The 22,496-nt window shown below is 66.6% G+C and carries 20 protein-coding genes and 1 tRNA gene; 11 read left to right on the top strand and 10 right to left on the bottom strand.

Going from position 1 to position 22,496, the window contains the following annotated elements:
• Positions 1-46 precede the first annotated feature (46 nt).
• The 7 genes from DB708_RS18390 to mfd all read right to left on the bottom strand — a co-directional run bounded on the left by DB708_RS18390 (position 47) and on the right by mfd (position 9,413).
• Complete coding sequence (locus tag DB708_RS18390; RefSeq protein ID WP_108924421.1) at positions 47-991, bottom strand: Ppx/GppA phosphatase family protein; 945 nt, start codon at positions 989-991, stop codon at positions 47-49.
• Positions 982-1,473 (bottom strand): DUF501 domain-containing protein, encoded by a 492-nt coding sequence (locus DB708_RS18385; RefSeq protein WP_108924420.1) that lies wholly within the window; start codon positions 1,471-1,473, stop codon positions 982-984. The genes DB708_RS18390 and DB708_RS18385 overlap by 10 nt, the downstream gene beginning before the upstream one ends.
• Positions 1,466-2,170 carry an FtsB family cell division protein gene (locus DB708_RS18380; protein ID WP_108924419.1) on the bottom strand — a complete coding sequence of 235 codons (705 nt, stop codon included), beginning with the start codon at positions 2,168-2,170 and terminating at the stop codon, positions 1,466-1,468. The genes DB708_RS18385 and DB708_RS18380 overlap by 8 nt, the downstream gene beginning before the upstream one ends.
• Positions 2,171-2,205: 35 nt before the next feature.
• Positions 2,206-3,495 (bottom strand): phosphopyruvate hydratase, encoded by a 1,290-nt coding sequence (gene eno / locus DB708_RS18375; protein ID WP_108924418.1) that lies wholly within the window; start codon positions 3,493-3,495, stop codon positions 2,206-2,208.
• Positions 3,496-3,573: 78 nt separating this feature from the next.
• Positions 3,574-4,305 carry a lytic transglycosylase domain-containing protein gene (locus DB708_RS18370; RefSeq protein ID WP_108924578.1) on the bottom strand — a complete coding sequence of 244 codons (732 nt, stop codon included), beginning with the start codon at positions 4,303-4,305 and terminating at the stop codon, positions 3,574-3,576.
• Between the two features lie 269 nt (positions 4,306-4,574).
• Positions 4,575-5,711: a nucleoside triphosphate pyrophosphohydrolase gene (locus DB708_RS18365; protein ID WP_108924577.1), complete on the bottom strand. Its 1,137-nt coding sequence runs from the start codon at positions 5,709-5,711 to the stop codon at positions 4,575-4,577.
• Between the two features lie 51 nt (positions 5,712-5,762).
• Entirely contained in the window at positions 5,763-9,413 is a 3,651-nt protein-coding gene (gene mfd, locus DB708_RS18360; protein ID WP_108924417.1) for a transcription-repair coupling factor, read from the bottom strand.
• Between the two features lie 107 nt (positions 9,414-9,520).
• Here mfd and lysA point away from each other — a divergent pair, with 107 nt between their 5' ends.
• On the top strand, positions 9,521-10,861 hold the full coding sequence (lysA, locus tag DB708_RS18355) for a diaminopimelate decarboxylase (RefSeq protein ID WP_108924416.1): 1,341 nt from the start codon (positions 9,521-9,523) through the stop codon (positions 10,859-10,861).
• 64 nt (positions 10,862-10,925) lie between these two features.
• On the opposite strand, the gene DB708_RS18350 is transcribed toward lysA, so the two are convergent.
• Positions 10,926-11,519, bottom strand: a complete 594-nt coding sequence (locus DB708_RS18350; RefSeq protein ID WP_133251027.1) for a TetR/AcrR family transcriptional regulator — start codon at positions 11,517-11,519, stop codon at positions 10,926-10,928.
• Between the two features lie 170 nt (positions 11,520-11,689).
• Here DB708_RS18350 and DB708_RS18345 point away from each other — a divergent pair.
• The 10 genes from DB708_RS18345 to pth all read left to right on the top strand — a co-directional run bounded on the left by DB708_RS18345 (position 11,690) and on the right by pth (position 19,426).
• Positions 11,690-11,761, top strand: a tRNA-Gln gene (locus tag DB708_RS18345).
• Positions 11,762-11,869: 108 nt separating this feature from the next.
• On the top strand, positions 11,870-13,345 hold the full coding sequence (gene glmU, locus DB708_RS18340; protein WP_108924414.1) for a bifunctional UDP-N-acetylglucosamine diphosphorylase/glucosamine-1-phosphate N-acetyltransferase GlmU: 1,476 nt from the start codon (positions 11,870-11,872) through the stop codon (positions 13,343-13,345).
• A 100-nt stretch (positions 13,346-13,445) separates the two neighbouring features.
• Positions 13,446-14,426, top strand: coding sequence for a ribose-phosphate diphosphokinase (locus DB708_RS18335; RefSeq protein ID WP_108924413.1), 981 nt, complete (start codon positions 13,446-13,448; stop codon positions 14,424-14,426).
• The gene (gene arsC / locus DB708_RS18330; RefSeq protein ID WP_108924412.1) at positions 14,427-14,783 is read left to right on the top strand and encodes an arsenate reductase (glutaredoxin); all 357 of its coding nucleotides are present in this window, start codon (positions 14,427-14,429) and stop codon (positions 14,781-14,783) included. It abuts the gene before it with no gap.
• Positions 14,780-15,433 (top strand): LpqN/LpqT family lipoprotein, encoded by a 654-nt coding sequence (locus DB708_RS18325; protein ID WP_108924411.1) that lies wholly within the window; start codon positions 14,780-14,782, stop codon positions 15,431-15,433. The genes arsC and DB708_RS18325 overlap by 4 nt, the downstream gene beginning before the upstream one ends.
• A gap of 459 nt (positions 15,434-15,892) precedes the next feature.
• Positions 15,893-16,615, top strand: coding sequence for a DUF6883 domain-containing protein (locus DB708_RS18320; protein ID WP_133251026.1), 723 nt, complete (start codon positions 15,893-15,895; stop codon positions 16,613-16,615).
• Between the two features lie 13 nt (positions 16,616-16,628).
• A complete protein-coding gene (locus DB708_RS18315; RefSeq protein WP_235616847.1) occupies positions 16,629-16,841 on the top strand; it encodes a DUF4926 domain-containing protein in 213 nt (70 codons plus the stop codon).
• Between the two features lie 328 nt (positions 16,842-17,169).
• Entirely contained in the window at positions 17,170-18,039 is an 870-nt protein-coding gene (locus tag DB708_RS18310) for an oxidoreductase (RefSeq protein ID WP_108924409.1), read from the top strand.
• Between the two features lie 142 nt (positions 18,040-18,181).
• Entirely contained in the window at positions 18,182-18,838 is a 657-nt protein-coding gene (locus DB708_RS18305) for a 50S ribosomal protein L25/general stress protein Ctc (protein ID WP_108924408.1), read from the top strand.
• Between the two features lie 12 nt (positions 18,839-18,850).
• Complete coding sequence (gene pth, locus DB708_RS18300) at positions 18,851-19,426, top strand: aminoacyl-tRNA hydrolase (RefSeq protein ID WP_108924407.1); 576 nt, start codon at positions 18,851-18,853, stop codon at positions 19,424-19,426.
• A 113-nt stretch (positions 19,427-19,539) separates the two neighbouring features.
• Here pth and DB708_RS18295 read toward each other — a convergent pair whose 3' ends face one another.
• The gene (locus tag DB708_RS18295; protein ID WP_108924406.1) at positions 19,540-21,177 is read right to left on the bottom strand and encodes a fatty acyl-AMP ligase; all 1,638 of its coding nucleotides are present in this window, start codon (positions 21,175-21,177) and stop codon (positions 19,540-19,542) included.
• Between the two features lie 321 nt (positions 21,178-21,498).
• Positions 21,499-22,452, bottom strand: a complete 954-nt coding sequence (locus tag DB708_RS18290; protein ID WP_409347615.1) for a 4-(cytidine 5'-diphospho)-2-C-methyl-D-erythritol kinase — start codon at positions 22,450-22,452, stop codon at positions 21,499-21,501.
• Between the last annotated feature and the right edge of the window lie 44 nt (positions 22,453-22,496).

Genomic DNA, 22,496 nt, shown 5'->3' with positions numbered 1-22,496 from the left:
CACGCCGGGAAAGGCCGCCGTCACCGCACACTGAAAGCCATGCTCATTACCGCGCGATCGACAGCACGATGCCGTCGAGAATGTCGTGCTCGCTGACGGAGAGCTCGTCGATGCCGGCCCGGGCGCGTAGCTCGCGCGCCAATTCCTGCACCACGATCGCGCCGCCGCCGATCACATCGGCCCGGCCCTCGTGCATCGGCGGCAGTGCCGCACGCTGGGACCGCGTCATGCCGACCAGCCCCTCGCACACCGACCAAAGTTCATCGCCGGCAGCCCGCGAAAGATGAATGGCCGCAGCGTCATACGTCGTCATGCGGTGCGCCAACGCCGACAGGGTGGTCATCGTGCCGGCCAGCCCGACCCAGGTCCGGGCTGCCTCGACGGGCACGGCCCGCAGTGCGGGCTCGAGCCGATCGCGCACAAACTGACGCGCCGCGTGCACGTCCGCACGCGTCGGCGGGTCGGAGTGCAAGCAGCGCTCGGTTAACCGGACGCAGCCGATGTCGGCCGAGTAGCTCGCCAACACCTGGTCTGTGCCCAGCACGATTTCGGTTGAGCCGCCACCGAGGTCGACGACGACGAAAGGTCCACGGGCGACGTCTAATTCGCCGACCGCTCCGCGGAATGACAACTCGGCCTCTTCGGCTCCGGTGATCACCTCGGCGACCGCACCGGGTAGCACACCGGCCAGCACGTCGGCGGTCATCGCAAAGAAGTCATCGCGGTTGGTGACGTCGCGAGCGGCCGAGGTGGCAACCATTCGAACCCGCTCGACGCCGTGGGCTCGCATCAGATCCGCATAGTCGACCAGCGCCGCTTTGGTCCGCTGGATCGCCTGCGGCGCAAACTGACCGGTGGCGTCGACACCCTGGCCCAGGCGCACGATCCGCGTCTCGCGATGCACGTCGCACAGCTGCCCGCCCGATACGTCGGCGATCAGCAACCGAATCGAGTTAGTGCCGCAATCGACGCCGGCCGCTCTCAACGCCACAGCTCACCGTCCAGCACCGCGGCCATCGCCGGCTCGGCGGCAAGCAGCGCCAACGCGTGGTCTCCGAGCGGATTAACCCCGGGCCCCTTGGCCAGCGAATGCGCGATCAGCACGTGCAGGCACTTGACCCGGTCCGGCATGCCGCCCCCCGAGAACGCCGTCCCGAGCGGCTCGATCGCGTCGCGCTCGGCCAGATAGGACTCGTGGGCGCGCCGGTAGGCGGCGGCCAAATCGGAGTCCGTCTGCAATCGCTCGGTCATCTCCCGCATCAGCCCCGTCGTCTCGAGCCTGCTCGCGGCCGCAGTGAGCGCCGGGTGCGTCAGGTAGTACAACGTCGGAAACGGAGTTCCGTCAGGAAGTTTCGGCGCGGTCTTCACCACGCCGGGCTCGCCACTGGGACACCGGTAGGCGATCTCCAGCACACCACGCGGCTCGCGACCGAGCTGGCGTGCCACCGCTTCCAGGTCGGCACGATCAACCACCGGGAGTCGTGGGCTTCGGTAATTCCGGCGGCGCGGGCGCCGAGGGGTCGGCCGGCGCGGGCGCCGGGGCGTTGGCCGGTGGGGCCGGCGGCAGGTGCGGGGCGTCGGCGATGGTGTGCCACAGCGACGAGTACCACGGGGCGTTGCTCGCCGGCTTGGCCGTCTCGCCGCCCGGCTGCGGGGAAGCCGCCGCGCCCGCCGGAAGCTGGACTTGGAACGGCGTGTCGCCGGGCATCACAAACCCCAGGCGCTCCCGGGCCTGCGCCGCGATGTAGGCCGGATCGCCAAGCTTGACCTTCTTCTGCTCGAGGTCGGCGATCTGACGGCGCAGCGCGGCCTCACTGGCGGTCAACTGAGACATCTCGGTGCGCTGCGCGAAATAGGTACGCACCGGACCCGCGATGGTGAGCGTCAGCACGCATACGACCGCAGCCAGCACCGCCGCACGCCGGGCGGTGAAGCCCATCCGCTGCTCAGACCGCTGCTCGACGGACTCCGCGATTTGCCGCTTGATCGGTTCGACGATGTGCTCAGCCGTCGTCCTGGCATCGGCGGCGTTCTGCGCGAGTTTCGACGCGCGTGACGACGGCTTGGACGACGGTTTGGCGGCGCGACCGCGGCGAACCGAATCACCCGCTTTCCCCGGGCGCGATGCCGGGGAGCGCCGCTTCGGATCTGGCCGCTTCGCGTCGGGCATCTCAGATCTAGTCGCGTTTCTCGTTGGCTGTCAAGCTATTTCACATCCAATGCGAAGCGCGGGAAGGCCAGATCGCCAGCGTAGCGGGCCGCGTCGCCCAGCGCTTCCTCGATGCGCAACAGCTGGTTGTATTTAGCGACCCGCTCGCTGCGGGCGGGCGCGCCCGTTTTGATCTGCCCACTGCCGACGGCCACCGCCAGATCGGCGATCGTGGTGTCTTCGGTCTCGCCGCTGCGGTGGCTCATCATCGTGCGGTATCCGCTGTGGTGAGCCAGGGCGACCGCGTCGAGTGTCTCGGTGAGCGTGCCGATCTGGTTCACCTTGACGAGCAGCGCGTTGGCCACGCCCTTTTCGATGCCCTCCTCGAGCCGCTCGGGATTGGTGACGAAGATGTCGTCACCCACGATCTGCACCCGGTCGCCGATCGACGACGTCAGGTCCGCCCAGCCCTGCCAATCGTCTTCGGACAGCGGGTCTTCGATGGACACCAGCGGGTAGGAGTCGAGCAGCTTGGCGTAGAACTCCGTCATCTGCTCGGCGGTGCGGGTGGCGCCCTCGAAGCTGTAGCCGCTGCCGTCGGTGTAGAACTCGGTGGCCGCGGCGTCGAGGGCCAACGCCACATCGGTGCCCAGCTTCAAACCGGTCGCCTCGATGGCCGAGCTGATCAGGTCCAGCGCCGCGGTGGTTCCGGCCACATCGGGGGCGAAGCCACCCTCGTCGCCCAGACCGGTGGAAAGCCCCTGCTTCTTCAAAACCGACTTCAGCGAGTGATACACCTCGGCACCCCAGCGCAGCGCTTCGACGAAGCTGGGCGCACCGATCGGCGCCACCATGAACTCCTGGACGTCCACCCCGGTGTCGGCGTGGGCGCCGCCGTTGACGATGTTCATCATCGGCACCGGCAGGATGTGCGCGTTCGGCCCGCCGAGGTAGCGGAACAGCGGCAGCTCGGCCGAATCGGCGGCCGCCTTGGCGACGGCCAGCGAGACGCCCAGGATCGCGTTGCCACCGAGCCGCGACTTGTCGGGGGTGCCGTCGAGGTCCACCAGCGCCTGGTCGACCAGCCGCTGATCGTCGGCATTGAGTCCGATCACAGCGGGGCCGATCTCGTCGAGCACGGCCTGCACAGCCTTTTGCACGCCCTTGCCGCCGTAGCGCTCGCCGCCGTCACGCAGCTCGACCGCCTCGTGCTCGCCGGTCGACGCGCCGGACGGCACCGCCGCGCGGGCGAAGGTTCCGTCGATCAGGGCAATCTCGACCTCGACAGTCGGGTTACCTCGGGAATCGAGGATCTCGCGGGCCCCGACCTGCTCGATAATCGGCACTAGGATCTCCTTGCGTCGTAGCTGATGCTGTCCCCGGGCCGGCCTTCAGCCTAAAGCCTGGGTCAGCGATTCATCCTTCTACAGCGGGTGACCCGCCGCGTAGGCGGTCGCCCAGTCCCGGACCGCGCGCGCATAGACGCCGGAGTTGTTGTAGGCCCGCAGCGCGGTAATCCATCCCCTGGCCGTCCCGAGATCCTTTCCCCGCCAACACAAGTAACCCGCCGCCGCAAGCGCCGAGTCGTCGATGTTGTCCGGGCTGAGGCGACCGTCGTTGTGGGCGTCGACGCCGTACAACCGCCATGTCTCCGGAATGAACTGCATGGGCCCCATCGCGCGCGCTACCGCGGGCTCGCTATCAGTGCTGTTCTGTTGGGCGTCGACAATGCGCAGGTTGCCGCCGCTACCGTCCAGCTGAACACCCCGGATGGGTGGACTGACATCACCGTTCGGCGACAGCGTCGCGCCCTTGTAGGTGCCGTGGTGGCTCTCGACCTGCCCGATGCCGGCCAGCGTGGTCCAGGCGATATGACACTTCGGGTTTTCGACCTCGGCGACCCGGGCCGCGTAGGCATAGGCCTCCAAAGCGATCAGCGGAATCTCCAATGCCGCCGAGCGTGGCAGTGCCCAGGCCCGCAACTGGTCCGCGGGCCGGCCGCTGGCATGAGTGTTCACCGCCGGCACCGGGTCTCCGAACGGCGGCGGAACGCCGGCGGGGATAAAGAGGCTGAGTTGCCAGGTACAGCTCGAGGCCAGCAGCATCGCAGTCGCGCCGATCACGGCGGCCGCCCGCAACCAACGCCTCGGCGACACCACGTACTCCTTAGCTTCCCCTATACCAACGTCACCCACTGATTATCGTCCCATGACCTTTCGCCGGAGCCGGTCGTCGCAAGCCGGCAACCCCGCCGTCAGCTAATTTTTCGATTAGCCGCCGGCTACCGCGGCTGGCAACGTGAGAACGATGCCGACCACCGGGATTCACCAACTCGCGAGCTACATTACCCGTCGGCACCACGAAAAATGGCAAACACCGCGGCGGTCGCTGATCGGTAAACCTGCGCGCCCGATCCAAACCGGCGTCAGCCTCGGTCCCGGCTCCGCTTGGAGCCCTTGCCGGATCTCTTCGACGCCTTGCAGGACTCCCCATCGGCGTCGCCGGCATCGTCGCGCTCGTCGTCGGCTGATGCTTCGTCGTCGGGCTCGGCGGTGTCCTCGTCGGCATCCTCGGCCGCCTCGTCAACCGCGCCCGTCTGGCCGGACTCGTCGGGCTCGACATCGTCGGCCGGGTCGGAGGGCCAGTGCTGGCGCCACTCCTCCTCGCTAACCTCGCCCATCGGGGCCACGTCGAATTCTTCCGGCACGCTGTCCCCGCGGCGCGTGGCGGCGATCGACCGCTCGACCGCGCGGACAGTGTCCACGAACTCCAAAACCGCTGCGCGCAGGACGCTTTCCGCATCGACGTCGGCCAGCACCGAGATCGAGGTGATCTCGGCGGGAACCAGGTCGGCAGGCAGACCGGCCGCATGCGCGCGTTGAACCACCTTCTGCGCCAGCGCCAAGGCCGGCTGACCGGTATGGACGTCATCCATCACCGAATTGCGGGGTTTCTCGGCCGCTTTACGCTCTTCCCATTGAGCCAGTTGCTCTTCGAGCGAAATCGGTTGGCCCGCAAGCACTCCTGGCACCCGGTTAGCCAGTTTGCGCATCAGCGTGGCGGCGACTTCGTCGATGTCGAACGGGGACTGGCGCGCTTCCTCGGCGATGCGGGCGTGAAAGAGCACCTGCAGCAACACGTCACCGAGTTCCTCGCGCAGCTGGTCGGCATTGCCGCTGCGGACCGCGTCCAACAGCTCGTAGGTCTCCTCGAGCAAGAACCTGCGCAGCGAATCGTGGGTCTGCTCGCTTTCCCACGGCCCGGCGGTGCGCAGTTTGTCCATCATCGCGACGGCATCGACAAGTCGTTCACCGCGCGGCGTGTCCGGCGCCGAGATCAGCCGGGCGCCAGCGGCCAATCGGGCGATCACGGCGGGGTGATCGCGGTCCGAGGACAGCAACACCGGCGCGTCGTCCCCGGTGTCGACCGGCCGCGCCGACGACAGCGTCCAGGGCACCGCGACGGGCATCTCCTCGGTGTACTGGATCTCACCGCTGAGGTGCTCGATCGCATCGAGGGGCACCAGCGACGGGCGGCGGGGGTCGAACAAGACGACGATCATGTTCGCTTGTTGCTCCTCCCTCGTCATCGCTGAAGCTGCTAGCCGGACTTCTCAGCCGGCCGATTTGCGGCCTTCATCTTCGTCGTGCTCCGGTGACGAACTGGTTATACCAATTTCTTGCTGCGGTTTCCCCTGCAGGGCCGTCACCAAGTTCGCCACCATCTGCACCAACTCGACGTCGCGGAGCCGCGGTGCACCCACGCCGCCGGCCCGCGGGATCGGCACCTGCACCGTGGACGTCGTGGCGCGATAGTTGGCGGCCGAATACATCCGCTTGAGCCGCACCTGGGCAGAATCTAGCAGCGCAATCGGCGACAGCCGCACCGTCGCCCCAGATGGGGCCGACACTTCGGTGATGCCGGAGGCCCGGCACAGCAGCCGCAGCCGCGCCACGGCCACCAGCCGCAGGGCAGGTTCGGGCAGTGCGCCGTAGCGGTCGGTGAGCTCCTCGACGACGGCGTCGACGGCCGCGTCGTCGGGCGCGGCCGCCAGGCGCCGATAGCCCTCCAGCCGCAGGCGATCGCTGGCGATGTAATCCGGCGGCAGGTGCGCGTCCACCGGAAGGTCGATGCGCACATCCTTGGGCTCTTCGGGGGTGGTGACGGTTTGGCCGTCGGCGGCCGCCCGGTAGGCCTCCACGGCCTCGCCCACCAACCGCACATATAGGTCGAAGCCGACCCCGGCGACGTGCCCGGACTGTTCGACGCCCAGCACGTTGCCCGCGCCGCGAATCTCGAGGTCCTTCAGCGCGACCGCCATCCCCGCGCCCAGCTCGTTGTTCTGCGCGATGGTCGCTAACCGGTCGTAGGCCGTCTCGGTCAGCGGCACCTGCGGCGGATAGAGGAAGTAGGCATAGCCGCGTTCTCGACTGCGGCCGACCCGGCCCCGCAGCTGGTGCAACTGGGACAGCCCGAAGGTGTCGGAGCGCTCGACGATCAGCGTGTTCGCGTTGGAGATGTCCAGGCCGGTTTCCACGATCGTGGTGCACACCAAGATGTCGTATTCGCGGTTCCAGAAGCCCTGCACGGTGCGCTCCAGCAGGTCCTCGTTCATCTGCCCGTGCGCGACGACGACGCGGGCCTCGGGCACCAGACCCCGCACCCGGGCGGCAGCCGAGTCGATGGAGCTCACCCGGTTGTGCACGTAGAAGGCCTGCCCGTCGCGCAGCAGCTCGCGGCGCAACGCGGCGCCGACCTGCTTGTCGTCGTGCGGCCCGACGTAGGTCAGCACCGGGTAGCGCTCTTCGGGCGGCGTCAGGATCGTCGACATCTCGCGGATCCCGGCCAGGCTCATCTCCAGCGTGCGCGGGATCGGGGTAGCGCTCATGGTCAGCACGTCGACGTGGGTGCGCAGCGACTTGATGTGTTCCTTGTGCTCGACGCCGAATCGCTGCTCCTCGTCGACCACGACCAGGCCCAGGTCCTTCCAGCGCACCCCGGTCTGCAGCAGCCGGTGGGTGCCGATCACGACGTCCACCGACCCGTCGGCCAGGCCGTCGACCACGGTGCGGGATTCGGTGGAATCGGTGAACCGGGACAGCCCCTTGACGGTCACCGGGAAGCCGGTCATCCGGTCGGTAAAGGTCTGCAAATGCTGGTCGGCCAGCAGCGTGGTGGGCACCAGCACCGCGACCTGTTTGCCGTCCTGCACCGCCTTGAACGCCGCGCGCACCGCGATCTCGGTCTTGCCATAGCCGACGTCGCCGCAGATCACCCGATCCATCGGGACAGGCTTCTCCATATCCGACTTGACCTCGGTGATCGCGGTCAGCTGGTCGACGGTCTCGGTGAAACCGAACGCGTCTTCCATCTCGGCCTGCCAGGGCGTGTCCGGCGCGAACGCGTGTCCGGCGCTGGCCTGCCGCTTGGCGTACAACGCCACCAGCTCACCGGCGATATCGCGCACCGCGCGGCGGGCCTTCGTCTTGGTGTTGGCCCAGTCGCTGCCGCCGAGCTTGCTCAGCGCCGGCGCCTGCCCACCGACGTACCGCGAGAGCTGGTCCAGCGAGTCCATCGGGACGAACAGCTTGTCGGAACCCCCGCCCCTCTTGCTCGACGAATACTCGAGGACCAGGTACTCGCGCCGTGCGCCGCCCACGGTCCGTTCGGTCATCTCCACGAACCGCCCGATGCCGTGCTGGTCGTGCACCACCAGGTCGCCGGCCGTCAGCGCCAGCGGGTCGACCGTGTTGCGCCGCTTGGCGGCCAGCCGCTTACCTTCGGGCGACGTCGCGCGGTTTCCGGTCAGGTCGGTCTCGGTGATCACCACCAGATTGGCGCCGGGTATCACGACGCCGTCGTGCAGCGGGCCCTTGAGCACCCCGACCACGCCCGCCTTCGGAACCCCGCCGCAATCCAGCATCGCGGCGGGGGTATCGGACTCTGCCAGCCGCTCCACCACGCGGTGGGCGGTACCGGTGCCTGGGGCGACGATCACGGCGTAGCCGCCAGTCGAGACGTGCGCTCGCAGCATCGCGAAGACGCTCTCGATGTCGTGTTGATGCCCGCGCGCCGACGGCGCCGCCCGGATGTCCAGTTCGATGGCCGACTCGTCGGACAGCTGACTCAGCGTCCACCACGGATGACCGGCTCGGGAAGCAGCGGCCCGCACGTCGTCCAGTTCGGCGAAGCCCGACCCACCCAGCTGTTCGACGTCGACGGGCGCATCCGTGCCCATGGCCGCGACTGACCAGGACGCCTCCAGGAATTCGCGGCCGGTCTTGATCAGGTCGGCGGCGCGGCTGCGCACCTTCTCCGGGTCGCACAGTAAGACCGGTGTGCCGGCGGCCAGCTGATCGGTCAGCAGCGCGTGGTCGTCGGGGCGAAGGACGGGGAGCAGCGCCTCCATTCCGTCGACCGGGATGCCTTCGGCCAGCTTGGCCAGCATGTCGGAGACGCTGCCGGTGATCGAGCCCTCGACCGCGGGATGGCGTGCGGCCAACTCGGCGGCCCGCGCCCGCACGTCGTCGGTCAGCAGCAGTTCGCGGCACGCGACCGCGACGAGCGTGTCGACCTCGATCTCCGGCAGGGATCGCTGATCGGCGACCGCGAACATCCGCATCTCGCTGACCTCGTCACCCCAGAACTCGATGCGCACCGGATGCTCGGCGGTGGGCGCGAAGATGTCGAGAATGCCACCGCGCACGGCGAATTCGCCGCGCTTGCCGACCATGTCGACGCGGGTGTAAGCCAACTCGACCAGCCGGGAGATCGCACCCTCGAATTCGACTTCCAGACCGACGCTCAACGTCAGCGGTTCCACCAGGCCCAGCTGCGGCGTCATCGGCTGCAACAGCGAGCGTGCCGCGGTCACCACCACCTGTAGCGGCGGACCCAGCCTCCCGTCGTCGGGATGCGCCAGCCGGCGCAGCACCATCAACCGGGTACCGACGGTGTCGACGCCCGGTGAAAGGCGTTCATGCGGCAGCGTTTCCCAGGACGGAAACACCGCGACGGCGTCGCCGAATACGCCGCGCAGTTCGGCGCTCAGGTCGTCGGCTTCGCGCCCGGTGGCGGTGACGACGAGCAGCGGACCCCGCCGCGCCAGCGCGCTGGCCACGAACAAGCGCGCGCTGGCCGGGCCGACCAGGTGCAATTCGGCCGGCGCATCCGCGGCGATCTGGGCGAAGGTGGGCGCTGTCAGCGCTAATTCAACAAGCCCCGCGATCGGGGTTTCTGGGCGAGCAAGCCCCGGTGCGGTCATGATGCACCCATTCTAGGTGCGCCGAACATCGTCAATATTGCCCCTGGGTGCGTCAAAGGATCGTAAGGATCTCGCCATCGACCCCGGGCTGGGCGCACTTTGAAGTCATGACATTGCTTGACATGCTGCCCTCCATTGGTCGGGCGGCGCCCCGACGGCTAGATCCCGCGATCTGGCCTGTCACTACACATTCCGACGAGGAGGGCCGCCTTTGCATCGGCGACCTACCCCTTTCGGACATCGCCGACGAGTTCCACACCCCCACCTACGTCATCGACGAAACCGACTTCCGTTTCCGCGCCCGTCGCTACCGCAAGGCGCTGCGCGGCGTCGAGGTGGTCTACGCCGGAAAGTCACTACTGACCACGGCGGTGGCACGCTGGGCACGCGAAGAAGGCCTGGGCGTCGACGTCTGCTCGGCCGGTGAGCTCGCCGTCGCCCTGGCCGGCGGCATGGACCCGGCCCGGATCATCATGCACGGCAACGCGAAATCACCCGACGAGTTGCAGGAGGCGGTGCGCGCCGGAGTGGGGCGCATCGTGCTGGACTCCTGCATCGAGATCGCCTACTTGGCGGGATGCGCCCGCAAGCGCCAGCCGGTGCTCATCCGGGTGACCCCGGACATCGACATCCACGGGCACCGCGCGGTCACCACCGGTATCAGCGACCAGAAATTCGGATTCACCCTCGCCCACGACCAGGCCGCCGACGCGGTGAAGCGGGTGCTGGCGCACCCGATCCTCGACCTGATCGGGCTGCACTGCCACATCGGCTCGCAGGTCACCGACCCTGCCCTGTACGGCGAGGCCATCCACCGGATGATCGCCGCGATGGCTGACATCCGCGCGCAGCATGGCGTCATCCTCACCGAGCTGAACATCGGCGGCGGCCACGCGATCCCCTACATCTCGGGCGATCGCGAGTTCGAGATCGACGACCTGGCCGTCGTGATCGAAGACGCCCTGGACGAGGCCTGCGCGGCCGAACATTTCCCGCGGCCGACCATCGTGGTGGAACCCGGTCGCGCCATCAGCGGCCGGGCCGGCGTGACGCTGTACCGCGTGTGCTCGGTCAAGACGCAGCCAGGCGGACGCACCTTCGTCGCGGTCGACGGCGGCATGAGCGACAACCCGCGGGTGTCGTTGTACGGCGCCCAGTACACGGTCACGCTGGCCAATCGCCATTCGATGGGGCCTAAGCAGCGGGTCACGGTCGCCGGGCGGCACTGCGAGGCGGGCGACGAGATCGCCCGCGATATCGAGCTACCGGTAGACCTGCACCCCGGCGACCTGCTGGCCGTGGCCTGCACCGGCTCCTACCACCACAGCATGGCGTCGAACTACAACATGGTCTGCCGGCCGCTGCTGGTGGCCGTACGGGACGGTCGGGCGCATCAGCTGATTCGCCGGGAGACGGTCGCCGACCTGATGTCACGCGACTGCGGTTGAATGTGGCCCCGCGAGCCGGGGCCAATGCTTCGCCGAGGGTACGGGTGGGGTCGCCCGGCGCAACTTACTCGTCTTGCAGGCGGGGATCGGATTCCAGATGCGTCAAGCCGTTCCACATCAGATTGACCAGGTGCGCGGCGACGACTTCCTTCTTGGGTTCGCGGGTGTCGAGCCACCATTGCGCGGTCATCGACACCGAGCCGACCAACGCCTGGGCGTACAGTGGCGCCAGATCCGGATCCAGGCCGCGGCGGGCGAAGTCGCCGGCCAGGATGGAACTGACCTGACTGACAGCGTCGTTGAGCAGGCTGGAATAGGTGCCGGCGCTGATCGACGCGGGCGAGTCGCGGATCATGATCCGGAAGCCGTCGGTGCGTTCTTCGACATAGGTGAGCAATGCCAGCGCCACCCGCTCGACCCGCACCCGGGACCGGTTGTTGGTCAGCGACGAGGTGATCATGTCCAGCAGCGCCGACATCTCCCGGTCGACGACCACCGCATACAGGCCCTCCTTGCCGCCGAAATGCTCGTAGACGACCGGTTTGGAGACGTTGGCGCGCTGCGCGATCTCCTCGATCGAGGTGCCTTCATAACCGCGTTCGGCGAAAAGCGAGCGCGCGATGCCGATGAGTTGGTGTCGGCGCTCAGTACCGGTCATCCGCGCGCGCGGGGCGCGCACTTCTTTATCCGGGGCTGCCACGGCAACCAGCGTATCGGTTTGCCCAGGTGAAATTGCCGGAGTTTCCCTGGGGACCGCAAATGGCCCGGCACCGTCTAAAGTCTTGGTGGCGCAATCGGTGGTTCACCGCCGCCGGCCGTGATCTACAGTCCGTCGTGGTGTAATCGGCAGCACCTCTGATTTTGGTTCAGATAGTTCAGGTTCGAGTCCTGGCGACGGAGCTTCGGCTGCTTGTCTTAGAGGTCGCATCAGGGGTGAAATAACAGTCTTGACGGCGTGGCGGGGCTTCGGCTTCCCGCCTCGCGTGAGACAAAGCCCGAGGAGAGTCGATGTCGTTTCGCGGTGACACTGCGGTCCTGGTTTTAGCGGCCGGGCCCGGCACCCGGATGCGCTCCGACACTCCGAAGGTGCTGCACACCATCGCCGGCCGCAGCATGCTGTCGCATTCACTGCACGCGATCACCAAGGTGGCGCCACAACGACTGGTCGTGGTCCTGGGGCATGAGCACCAGCGCATCGCGCCGATCGTCGCCGAACTCGCCGATGTGCTCGGGCGTCCCATCGACGTCGCGCTGCAGGACAGTCCCCGCGGCACCGGCCACGCCGCACTCTGCGGCCTGTCCGCGCTGCCGGCGGACTACGCCGGTGTCGTCGTGATCACCTCCGGCGACACCCCGCTGCTGGACTCCGACACCCTGGCCGATCTGATCGCGAACCACAACGCGGTCTCGGCCGCCGCGACGGTGCTGACCACCACGCTGCGCGATCCCTTCGGTTACGGCCGCATCCTGCGCACTCAGGACGACGAAGTGATGGCGATCGTGGAGGAAGCCGACGCGACTGCCTCGCAGCGCAAGATCGGCGAGGTCAACGCCGGCGTCTACGCCTTCGACGCCGCGGCTTTGCGCTCGGCGCTGGGCCGGCTGAGTTCCAACAACGCCCAGCAAGAGCTCTACCTGACCGACGTCATCGCCATCCTGCGCGGCGACGGCCAGCCCGTGCGTGCCCGGCACGTGGACGACAGCGCAGTGGTGGCCGGGGTGAACAACCGCGTCCAGCTGGCCCAGCTGGGAGCCGAGCTCAACCGCCGCATCGTCGCCGCACACCAAATGGCGGGCGTCACGGTGATCGATCCGGCCACCACCTGGATCGACGTCGACGTGGCGATCGGCCGCGACACCGTGGTGCACCCCGGAACCCAGCTGCTCGGCCGAACCCAGATCGGCGGCGGCTGTGTGGTCGGCCCGGACACCACGCTGACCGACGTGACCGTCGCCGATGGAGCCGCGGTGATCCGGACGCATGGCGAGTCGGCGGCGATCGGTCGCGATGCCACGGTCGGCCCGTATACCTACCTGCGGCCCGGCACCGTGCTGGGAGCCGACGGCAAGCTTGGCGCGTTCGTAGAGGTCAAGAACTCCAATATCGGGACCGCCACCAAGGTGCCGCACCTGACCTACGTCGGCGACGCCGACATCGGCGAGCACAGCAATATCGGCGCGTCCAGCGTGTTCGTCAATTACGACGGCACGACCAAGCGGCGCACCACCATCGGCTCACACGTCCGCACCGGTTCGGACACCATGTTCGTGGCGCCGGTAACCGTCGGCGACGGCGCCTACACCGGCGCGGGCACGGTGTTGCGCGACGATGTGCCGCCGGGCGCACTGGCGGTTTCGGCTGGCCCGCAGCGCAATATCGAGAACTGGGTGCAACGGAAACGTCCAGGCAGCGCCGCCGCGGAAGCCGCGGACAAGGCCGCCCAGCAAGCGCCGCCGGCGACTGCGCCGGCCGAAGCCGAATAGACACCATGAATTTGATGGCTGGCAACCCGGCGAACCTTCCGTACGATTCGCTACGTACGATGGGCACTTCCATTTCGATCCGAACGGCGAGGGCAGCACGGTGAGCCACGACTGGACCGATAACCGCAAAAATTTGATGCTGTTCTCCGGCCGGGCACACCCCGAGCTGGCGGAGCAGGTCGCCAAGGAACTCGACGTTCACGTCACCGCGCAGACCGCGCGCGAGTTCGCCAATGGCGAGATCTTCGTCCGCTTCGACGAGTCAGTGCGCGGGTGCGACGCGTTCGTCCTGCAGTCCTGTCCAGATCCAGTGAACAACTGGCTGATGGAAGCACTGATCATGATCGACGCCCTCAAACGAGGCAGCGCCAAGCGGATCACCGCCGTCATGCCGTTCTATCCCTACGCACGGCAGGACAAGAAGCATCGCGGCCGCGAGCCGATCTCGGCGCGGCTGGTCGCCGACCTGCTCAAGACCGCGGGCGCCGACCGGATCGTGACCGTCGACCTGCACACCGACCAGATTCAGGGCTTCTTCGACGGGCCCGTCGACCACATGCGCGGCCAGACCCTGCTGACCACCTACATCAAGGAGAACTACCCCGACGGCAACATGGTCGTCGTCTCCCCCGACTCGGGCCGGGTGCGCATCGCCGAGAAGTGGGCCGACTCGCTGGGCGGCGTCCCGCTGGCCTTCATTCACAAGACCCGTGACCCGCGGGTGCCCAATCAGGTGGTTTCCAACCGCGTGGTCGGTGAAGTCGACGGCCGCACCTGTGTGCTGATCGACGACATGATCGACACCGGTGGCACCATCGCCGGCGCCGTCAATCTTCTGCGCGAAGACGGCGCCAGTGACGTGATCGTCGCGGCGACCCACGGTGTGCTGTCCGAGCCCGCCGCGCAGCGGCTGGCCGCATGTGGTGCCCGCGAGGTCATCGTCACGAACACGCTGCCGATCGGCGACGACAAGCGCTTCGCGGCGCTCACGGTGTTGTCGATCGCGCCGCTGCTGGCCAGCACCATTCGCGCCGTATTCGAAAATGGCTCTGTCACAGGACTATTCGACGGAGACGCCTAGATGGCTTCTGGTTCCGATGGCACCGTCATCTACCACAACCCTAAGTGCAGTACCTCACGCAAGACACTGGATTTGTTGCGGGACGACGGTTTAGAACCCACCATTGTCCAGTACCTGAAGACGCCGCCGTCCCGGGACGAGCTCGTCAAGATGATCCGCGATGCGGGCATCGACGTGCGGACCGCGGTGCGCAAGCGTGAAGCGTTGTATGCCGAACTCAACCTCGCCGACGCAACCGACGATCAGCTGCTCGACGCGATGGCCGAACATCCGATTCTGATCGAGCGCCCGTTCGTCGTGACGGCCAACGGCACCCGGCTGGCCCGTCCGATCGACGCGGTCCGCGAGATTCTGTGAGACGGCTCGCGGCCGCTGTCACGATCGCCGCGCTGACGGTGGTCGCGGCGGCGTGTGGACCGAAAGCGCCTGACTACTCCTCGGTTTGGACGACGAGTTCAGCGACCGCGACGACCACCACCACCACGGACAAGCCGGTCCCCCTATCGCTGTACCTGGACAGCATCGGCGTGACCGGGCAGCAGGTGGCGCCGAGTTCTCTGACCGACCTGAAGGTGTCGATTCCGACACCTTCGCGCTGGGCGCCGTTTACCAATCCACACATCGCGTCTCAAACGCTGATCCTGGCTAAGGGCGGCAAGTATCCGACGGCGCGGCTGGTGGTGTTCAAGCTGATCGGGGACTTCGACCCGGCGCAGGTGATCAAGCACGGCAATGACGATGCTCAATTGTTCCAGAACTTCAAGCAATTGGACTCCTCGATGACACCCTTCAACGGGTTCCCGTCGTCGATGATCCAGGGCAGCTACAACAGTGATGACGGCACCCGGCTGCACAGCTGGAACCGGATCGTGCTGCCGACCGGGTCGCCCCCGGCCAAGCAGCGCTACTTCGTTCAGCTCACCATCACCGGTCTGGCCGACCAGGCGGCCGCGCAGTCGACAGACATCGACGCGATCATCCACGGGTTCGTCGTCACTACGAAATAGTGCGGTGTCGCCGGCGGTTCCGACGCTGCCCATCGAGCCGGCCATGTGGTCGCGGCCCAATGCATGGACGAATCGGCGGCTTCGAAATTCACTGCCCTGTCAGGGTGAAAGATGAATCGCGACTGCGGGCAACCCGAACAACATCGTCACGGAACTCTCTCGAATACGGCCGTGTGCCATAGTGACATCCGTCCGGCCCGCCTCCCTGGCCAAGCCATCTCGGTTGTCACCTAATTCGTGCAGCAGACCCACACTGCAGGTAGTCGATTCACGAGGGCCGGAAGAGGATGCGCAAACTACTTCCATCTTTGCTTGCCTATGTATATAGTTTCTATGGTAAACATTGCTTCTGAGTGCTACGACCGGTTGCTAGTGAGCTACAAACCTTGGCGCGGGCTCTCCTCGGCACAATTGCGCGCAACCGGTCACCTGACGTCAATCAGTGGAAGATTAGCGTCCATGACTACCCCGTTTCAGCAGGATCTTAATAATCAGGCTGCACAAACGAATACATTCGCCGAATTAGTCGATAAGACGGCAGCTAATAATCAGGAGCTGGGAGCCGCCGCTAACAGCCTCCGAAATAATGCCCAGGGCCCAATGGCAGATGCATTCCAAAACGCGGCGGACGAGATTAAGCAAGTCTGTCAGACAAACAACTCCACATTGGGCAGCATCACGGGAACACTGCAGCAGGGTATCTCGATGGTCGAACAACAAGAAGAAACCGGCGCATCGTATTTCAAAAGTATAGGCTCAGAAGAAACCGTGTCGCCTCAACCTGGGCGTTCGATAGATGGCGCGGCTGAATCGTCCGGGCGTGCCGGCCAAATCGTTGCAAGCGCTGAGGCGGACCGCGTCGAGCCGGAGTCGTTGAAAAACAAATTGACGAAATACTGTCTGAACAGCGAGCACCCAAAGGGCAAGGACAAAGCGAGGGTCTTCAAATCGGCACTGGGTTTTGACCTCACTAATTACGAAGATCTGCAACACCAGATTGTGTTCGATTCAGGCAAAGCGGTGCAGAAAGGAATCGATCAGTACGGCACCAGGTACGAACAGCGTATACTCGTCACGGGCCCGAACGGTGCGATGAAAAACGTTCTATGTGCTTTTATTCGCAAACTCGACGAAGACTTCGTGCGGCTGACAACGGCATATGTCGACAACAAGAAAAAATGAGGACGGTTGAAGCGTGAAACCCGAAGACTCCGATATCGTCCGACTGCGCCAGTCGCTGCCCGAGCATAGCCTTGCGGCCGGAGCGCAAGGAACCGTTGTTAACGACGTCCAGACGCCGGATGTACCACCCGCTTACCTCGTGGAGTTCGCGGATTCTGACGGGGTGACTCAGGCGCTGGTCCACGTGCCGGAGGACAACCTCGAAGTCGTCTGGCGGCCTTCGTAAGCGGTCCGATATCGGGGCGCCACGACCGCGCTGCGCATACGTGATCGCCCCTTTGATGGGCAACGCGAATCCCTCGCCTCATGCGGAGACGAAGCCCTTGCGGCGCGGGCACTCTGCAACCATCCGGACGAGTGGCTCCGCTAGGCCGGGATCCCGAGCTGTTGCCTTATGCGGCTGAGGAGTTAATGCGTCGCTAGCCAGTAATTTTCGATATCGTCCGGGAGGCCGCCGAAGACGTCGATCGCCGGACGCGTACACCGATCCGGATCGAGTCGACATCACGCGTGCCGTTGGAATTCGATCCCGGGCACTAGGAGACAATGAGGGCATGACCGATTGGACCGCCGTCGATCTGCCATCATTCGCCGGGCGCACCGTGATCGTCACCGGCGCCAACAGTGGGCTGGGCGCCATCACGGCCCGCGAGCTGGCCCGAACCGGCGCCCACGTCATCCTGGCCGTACGCACCCCGAGCAAGGGTGAGGCCGCGGCCGCGCAGATGCCCGGCGACGTCGAGGTGCGCCAACTGGATCTGCAGGACCTGGCGTCGGTGCACCAATTCGCCGACGGGATCGCAGCAGCCGATCTGCTGATCAACAACGCGGGCATCATGGCCCACCCGTTCGAGCTCACCGCCGACGGCTTCGAGAGCCAGATCGGCACCAACCACTTCGGTCATTTCGCGCTGACCAATCTGTTGCTTCCCAAGCTCACCGACCGGGTGGTGACGCTGACGTCGATGGGGCACTGGCTGGGCCGCATCGACTTCGACGACATCAACTGGAAAACCCGGCGCTACTCGCCGTGGTCGGCGTACAGCCAGTCGAAGCTGGCCAACCTGCTGTTCACCAGCGAGCTGCAGAGGCGCCTACGGCTGGCCGGTTCGCCGCTGCGCTCGGTGGCGGCCCATCCCGGCTACGCGACCACCAACTTGCACGGCGCCACCGGCCGCAAGGTGGGCGACGCGGTTATGCTGACCGCTACCCGGGTGTTCGCCGTCAGCGCCGATTTCGGCGCGCAGCAAACGCTGTACGCCGCGTCGCAGGACCTGCCCGGCGATACGTACATCGGCCCCAAGTTCGGCTACCTCGGCCGAACCCAGCTCGTCAGCCGCAGCCGACGGGCACAGGACCCGACCACCGCCGCCGCGCTGTGGGAGCTGTCCGAGCAGCTCACCGGCGTCGAATTTCCGCTCTGAGGCGCTGATGCGCTACCCTGGCCGGGCGTCACGGCGAGGGTGGCAGGCGTCTAGCCAGCACCGTTATCGACGGAGACCGACATATGTCGCGACCCTAGCCGTGCCTTGACACTCAGGTACGTCAGCACACAGGAGCGACACGATGGCTAAGAAATCCGCAGTCAACCAACTCAGCGTCACGGTGCGAACCGAGACCGGTAAGGGCGCGTCCCGGCGGGCCCGCCGCGACGGCCGGATTCCCGCCGTCCTCTATGGCCACGGCAGCGACCCGCAGCACCTGGAATTGCCCGGGCATGAGTTCGCGGCGGTGCTGCGCCACTCGGGCACCAACGCGGTACTGACCCTGGACATCGCCGGCAAGGAACAGCTGGCGCTGACCAAGGCGCTCGACATCCACCCGATCCGCCGCAACATCCAGCACGCGGACCTGTTGGTCGTGCGCCGCGGCGAGAAGGTCGTCGTCGAGGTCAGGGTCATCGTCGAGGGCGAGGCCGCGTCCGGCACCCTGGTCACCCAGGACACCAACACCATCGAAATCGAGGCCGACGCCCTGTCGATCCCCGAGCAGCTGACGGTGTCCGTCGAGGAGGCCGAACCGGGCACCCAGTTCACCGCCGGACAGATCGCGCTGCCATCGGGCGTCAACCTGATTTCCGACCCGGAAATGCTGGTGGTAAACGTGGTGACCGCACCGACCGCCGAGGACCTCGAGGAAGAGGGCGCGGGCGAGGCCGAAGGTGTCGAAGCCGCGGAGGAGCCGGGCGACGAAGCCGAGGCCTCCGAAGAAGAGTCCGAGTAGGCGGCCGGCAACATGGCCGAACCGCTCCTGGTGGTCGGCCTGGGCAATCCCGGAGACAACTACGCCCGCACCCGGCACAACGTCGGGTTCATGGTTGCCGACCTGCTCGCTACACGACTGGGCTCAAAGTTCAAGGTGCACAAGCGCTCCGGCGCCGAAGTGGTCAGCGGCAGGCTAGCCGGGCACTCGGTGCTGGTGGCCAAGCCGCGTTGCTATATGAACGAGTCCGGCCGACAGGTCGGCCCGCTGGCCAAGTTCTACTCAGTGGCGCCCGCCGACATCATCGTCATCCACGACGACCTTGACCTCGACTTCGGTCGCATCCGGCTCAAGATCGGCGGCGGCGAGGGCGGCCATAATGGGCTCCGTTCGGTCGCTTCGGCGTTGAGCACCAAAGACTTTCAGCGGGTGCGCATCGGGATCGGGCGTCCGCCCGGACGCAAAGACCCCGCGGCATTCGTGCTGGAGAATTTCACCGCCACCGAACGGCCCGAGATTCCTACCATCTGCGAGCAGGCCGCCGACGCCACCGAGACACTGATCGAATTGGGGCTAGAGCCCGCGCAAAACCGCGTCCACGCCTGGTAATTCGCGCCGAGCGTGCATCCAGAGCACCGAGTGTGCGTCCAGGGCTGCGCCGCGCGGCGTGTCGCCGCCGTCAGCGCACACTCGGTGGAAAAGACCGCCGGTGGAAAAGACCGCTACCCGGTGACCAGGGTGACGGAGTTGGACCGACGCAGCTTGCCCGACGGCGTCTTCGGGATGGTCCCGGGACCGAGGACCACGACGTTGCGGGGCCGCATGTCGACCTCTTTGAGGACCTCGCGGGCGACCTCGTGTTCCATCCGGCGCACCTCGACCGGGTCCTGGAAGGCGTTGGACTCGACCGCGACGGCGAACGTCTCGCGGGAGTGGCCGGCGTCCAGGCGGACCGCCACGGCGCAGCCCGGCCGGACACCGTCGACGCGGCCGGCGGCCCGCTCGATGTCGGTCGGGTAGATGTTGCGGCCGGCCATGATGATGACGTCCTTGACGCGGCCGCAGACCACGATGTGGCCGTCTTCGTTGATGTAGCCGAGGTCACCGGTGTCGTACCAGCCGTGCTCGTCCTGGGCCGAGATGAAGCCGCCCATGGTCAGGTAGCCGGGTGTCAGCGATTCGCCGCGCAGCTCGATGACGCCGACTCCGCGCGGGGCCATCACGTTGCCCTGCTCGTCGATGATGCGGGCCTCGAGGTCCTTGAGCAGCGGGCCCAGCGTGGCCAGCCGGCGGGTGTTGCCCTTGGTGGCGGGTACGGCCCGGCGCAGGGCGGCCAGCAGGTCGGTGTCCACCTCGTCGACGACCAGACCCGAGTTGCACTTGGAGAACGACACGGCCAGCGTCGTCTCGGCCATGCCGTAGGCCGGCAGGATCGCCGAGGACCGCAGACCGAACGGCTTACCGGCGTCCAGTAGGTCCTCGACGTCGGCGGGCTCGACGGGCTCCGCGCCGGACAGCGCAAAGCGCAGAGTCGACAGATCGAAGTCGCCGGGCTTGGCGTTGCGGCGCAGTCGCTTGGCCAGCAGCGCGTAGGCGAAGTTGGGCGCCGCGGTCATGGTGCCCTTGTACTTGTGGATCAGCTTGGCCCACAGCAGCGCGTCGCGCAGGAAGTCCATCGGCGTGACCTTGACGAGCTCCGCGCCGAAGTACATCGGAATGGTGAGGAAGCCGACCATGCCCATGTCGTGGAAGCAGGGCAGCCAGCTGACCATCACGTCTTTTTCGATGTCGTACTCGGCGCCGATGAACATCGCCTCGGCGTTGGAGTAGATGTTGCGATGGGTGATCTGGACGGCCTTCGGCGAGCCGGTCGAGCCGGACGTCAGCTGCATCAGCGCCAGATCATCCTCGCCCACCTCGACGGCGTCGATCGGCTCCGACGCGAGCAGGTCGGTAACGGTGAGGACCTTGATGCCCTTTTCCTCCAGCACCGGGATCGCGACCAGGAAGGGCTCGGAGACGATGACGACCTTGGCTTCGATCATGCCGATGACGTTCATGGTGTCCTCGGCCCACACAGCCAGGTCCGTGCGTGGGGTGGGCTGGTGCAGCATCGTGAGGCTGGCTCCGCGCATCCATAGACCTTGGGCGGTGGGGGCGATCTCTACCGGGAAGCCGGCGAGCACGCCCACAGCGTCGCCGAGGCCGATGCCCGCGGCGGCCAGGCCGCCGGCGATGCAGCGAGCGCGCTCGTGGACCTCACCCCAGGTGTGGCGGACAGGTGCGTGAGGATCACCGGTGACCATGCCCTTCTTCGAAATCCGGGCATTGTGGATCATCTTCTCGGTAAACCTGCTCACGCAAACCTCCTTGGTTCCGGTGCTATCCCCAAGACCCGGGTTTTCATGTTCCGCTCGCCGGGCAACACTTTGTAGCAGCCACGCGAGCACAGTTGGGAAGCAGTTACGTCTCGGAATAGTGATGAGCCAGCAACCCCGTGTCCGGTTGCCCGATCAGCCGCAACCCTGCCCTGCAGGCGGAGAGCAATTGGCCGTCCACCGTATCCCCCGGCGGGCGGCCAAGCCGAATGCTGATCGATAGTCGTCACCGCGAGTTATCTTAAACTCCTCTTAAGTAACAACCCACCATTTCAGCGATTTGAGTCGGATTTCACAGTGTGTTCAGGCGTCGGTCATCGGGGTCGGCACAACCCGGGCACCCGGCACCGGACCGCTCGCGACCCGCACCGTACGGCAGACACCGGCCCCTGACAGAGCAGTGCCGACATCGATCGCCGAGGGCGCTGACGTGCACAAAAACGCACAAGTCGGGCCCGATCCGGACACGATGCCGGCCAACGCGCCCGCTTCCTCGCCGGCCCGCAGCGCACGTCGCAGCGTCGGATCCAGGCTGACCGCCGCGGCTTCCAATTCGTTACCCAAAAGTGGCGCCAGCGCTTCCGGGTCGCCCGCGGCCAGCGCGGCCAGCACCGGCCCGGCCTCGTCCAGCCGGTCGGGGTCCCCGGCTTCCCTGAGCCGGTCGAGCTCGCTGAACACCGCCGGGGTCAGCAATTCGCCGTCGGCGAAGGCCAGCACCCAGTGGAAGGTGTTACGGGACAGCACCGTGGCCAGCTCCTCGCCGCGCCCGGTGCCCAGCGCGGTGCCACCGTGCAGCGCGAAGGGCACGTCACTGCCCAGTCGCGCCGCGAGCATGCGCAGATCGCGGCGTGGCACGTTGAGCTCCCACAGCGCGTTGATCGCGACCAGCACCGCCGCCGCGTCCGCGCTGCCACCCGCCATACCGCCGGCCACCGGGATGGATTTGTCGATCATGATCGAGACGTCGGGCGCCCGGCCCACGTGCTCGGCCATCAGCTCGGCGGCCTGCCAGGCCAGGTTGCGTTCGTCGGTAGGCAGCTTGTCGGACCCCTCGCCGACGACTTCGAGCGACAAAACGTCGGCATTGCGCACCGTCAGCTCGTCGAGCAGCGAGACGGCCTGAAACACCGTCGTCAGCTCGTGATAGCCGTCGTCGCGACGATCGCCGACGGCGAGGTACAGGTTGACCTTTCCGGGCACGCGAACGGTGACTGACCCGGTGGGCACCCACTGCGCAGCGGTGTTGCCGTCAGACATTCGCAGTCACCCAGCAAGCCACCGCCACCGCCACCGCCACCGCC

Source organism: Mycobacterium montefiorense (genome assembly GCF_003112775.1).
GTDB classification, from domain to species: domain Bacteria; phylum Actinomycetota; class Actinomycetes; order Mycobacteriales; family Mycobacteriaceae; genus Mycobacterium; species Mycobacterium montefiorense.
The sequence above is the reverse complement of the archived record's forward strand: the minus strand, read 5'-3'. Positions and strand labels throughout refer to the sequence as shown.

Coding starts and splice junctions, on each gene's coding strand:
- DB708_RS18290 (WP_409347615.1), bottom strand. CDS start 22,452: ATGTCTGACGGCAACACCGCTGCGCAGTGGGTGCCCACCGGGTCAGTC.
- DB708_RS18380 (WP_108924419.1), bottom strand. CDS start 2,170: ATGCCCGACGCGAAGCGGCCAGATCCGAAGCGGCGCTCCCCGGCATCG.
- DB708_RS18365 (WP_108924577.1), bottom strand. CDS start 5,711: ATGATCGTCGTCTTGTTCGACCCCCGCCGCCCGTCGCTGGTGCCCCTC.
- DB708_RS18305 (WP_108924408.1), top strand. CDS start 18,182: ATGGCTAAGAAATCCGCAGTCAACCAACTCAGCGTCACGGTGCGAACC.
- glmU (WP_108924414.1), top strand. CDS start 11,870: ATGTCGTTTCGCGGTGACACTGCGGTCCTGGTTTTAGCGGCCGGGCCC.
- lysA (WP_108924416.1), top strand. CDS start 9,521: ATGACATTGCTTGACATGCTGCCCTCCATTGGTCGGGCGGCGCCCCGA.
- arsC (WP_108924412.1), top strand. CDS start 14,427: ATGGCTTCTGGTTCCGATGGCACCGTCATCTACCACAACCCTAAGTGC.
- mfd (WP_108924417.1), bottom strand. CDS start 9,413: ATGACCGCACCGGGGCTTGCTCGCCCAGAAACCCCGATCGCGGGGCTT.
- DB708_RS18310 (WP_108924409.1), top strand. CDS start 17,170: ATGACCGATTGGACCGCCGTCGATCTGCCATCATTCGCCGGGCGCACC.
- DB708_RS18320 (WP_133251026.1), top strand. CDS start 15,893: ATGACTACCCCGTTTCAGCAGGATCTTAATAATCAGGCTGCACAAACG.
- DB708_RS18350 (WP_133251027.1), bottom strand. CDS start 11,519: ATGACCGGTACTGAGCGCCGACACCAACTCATCGGCATCGCGCGCTCG.
- pth (WP_108924407.1), top strand. CDS start 18,851: ATGGCCGAACCGCTCCTGGTGGTCGGCCTGGGCAATCCCGGAGACAAC.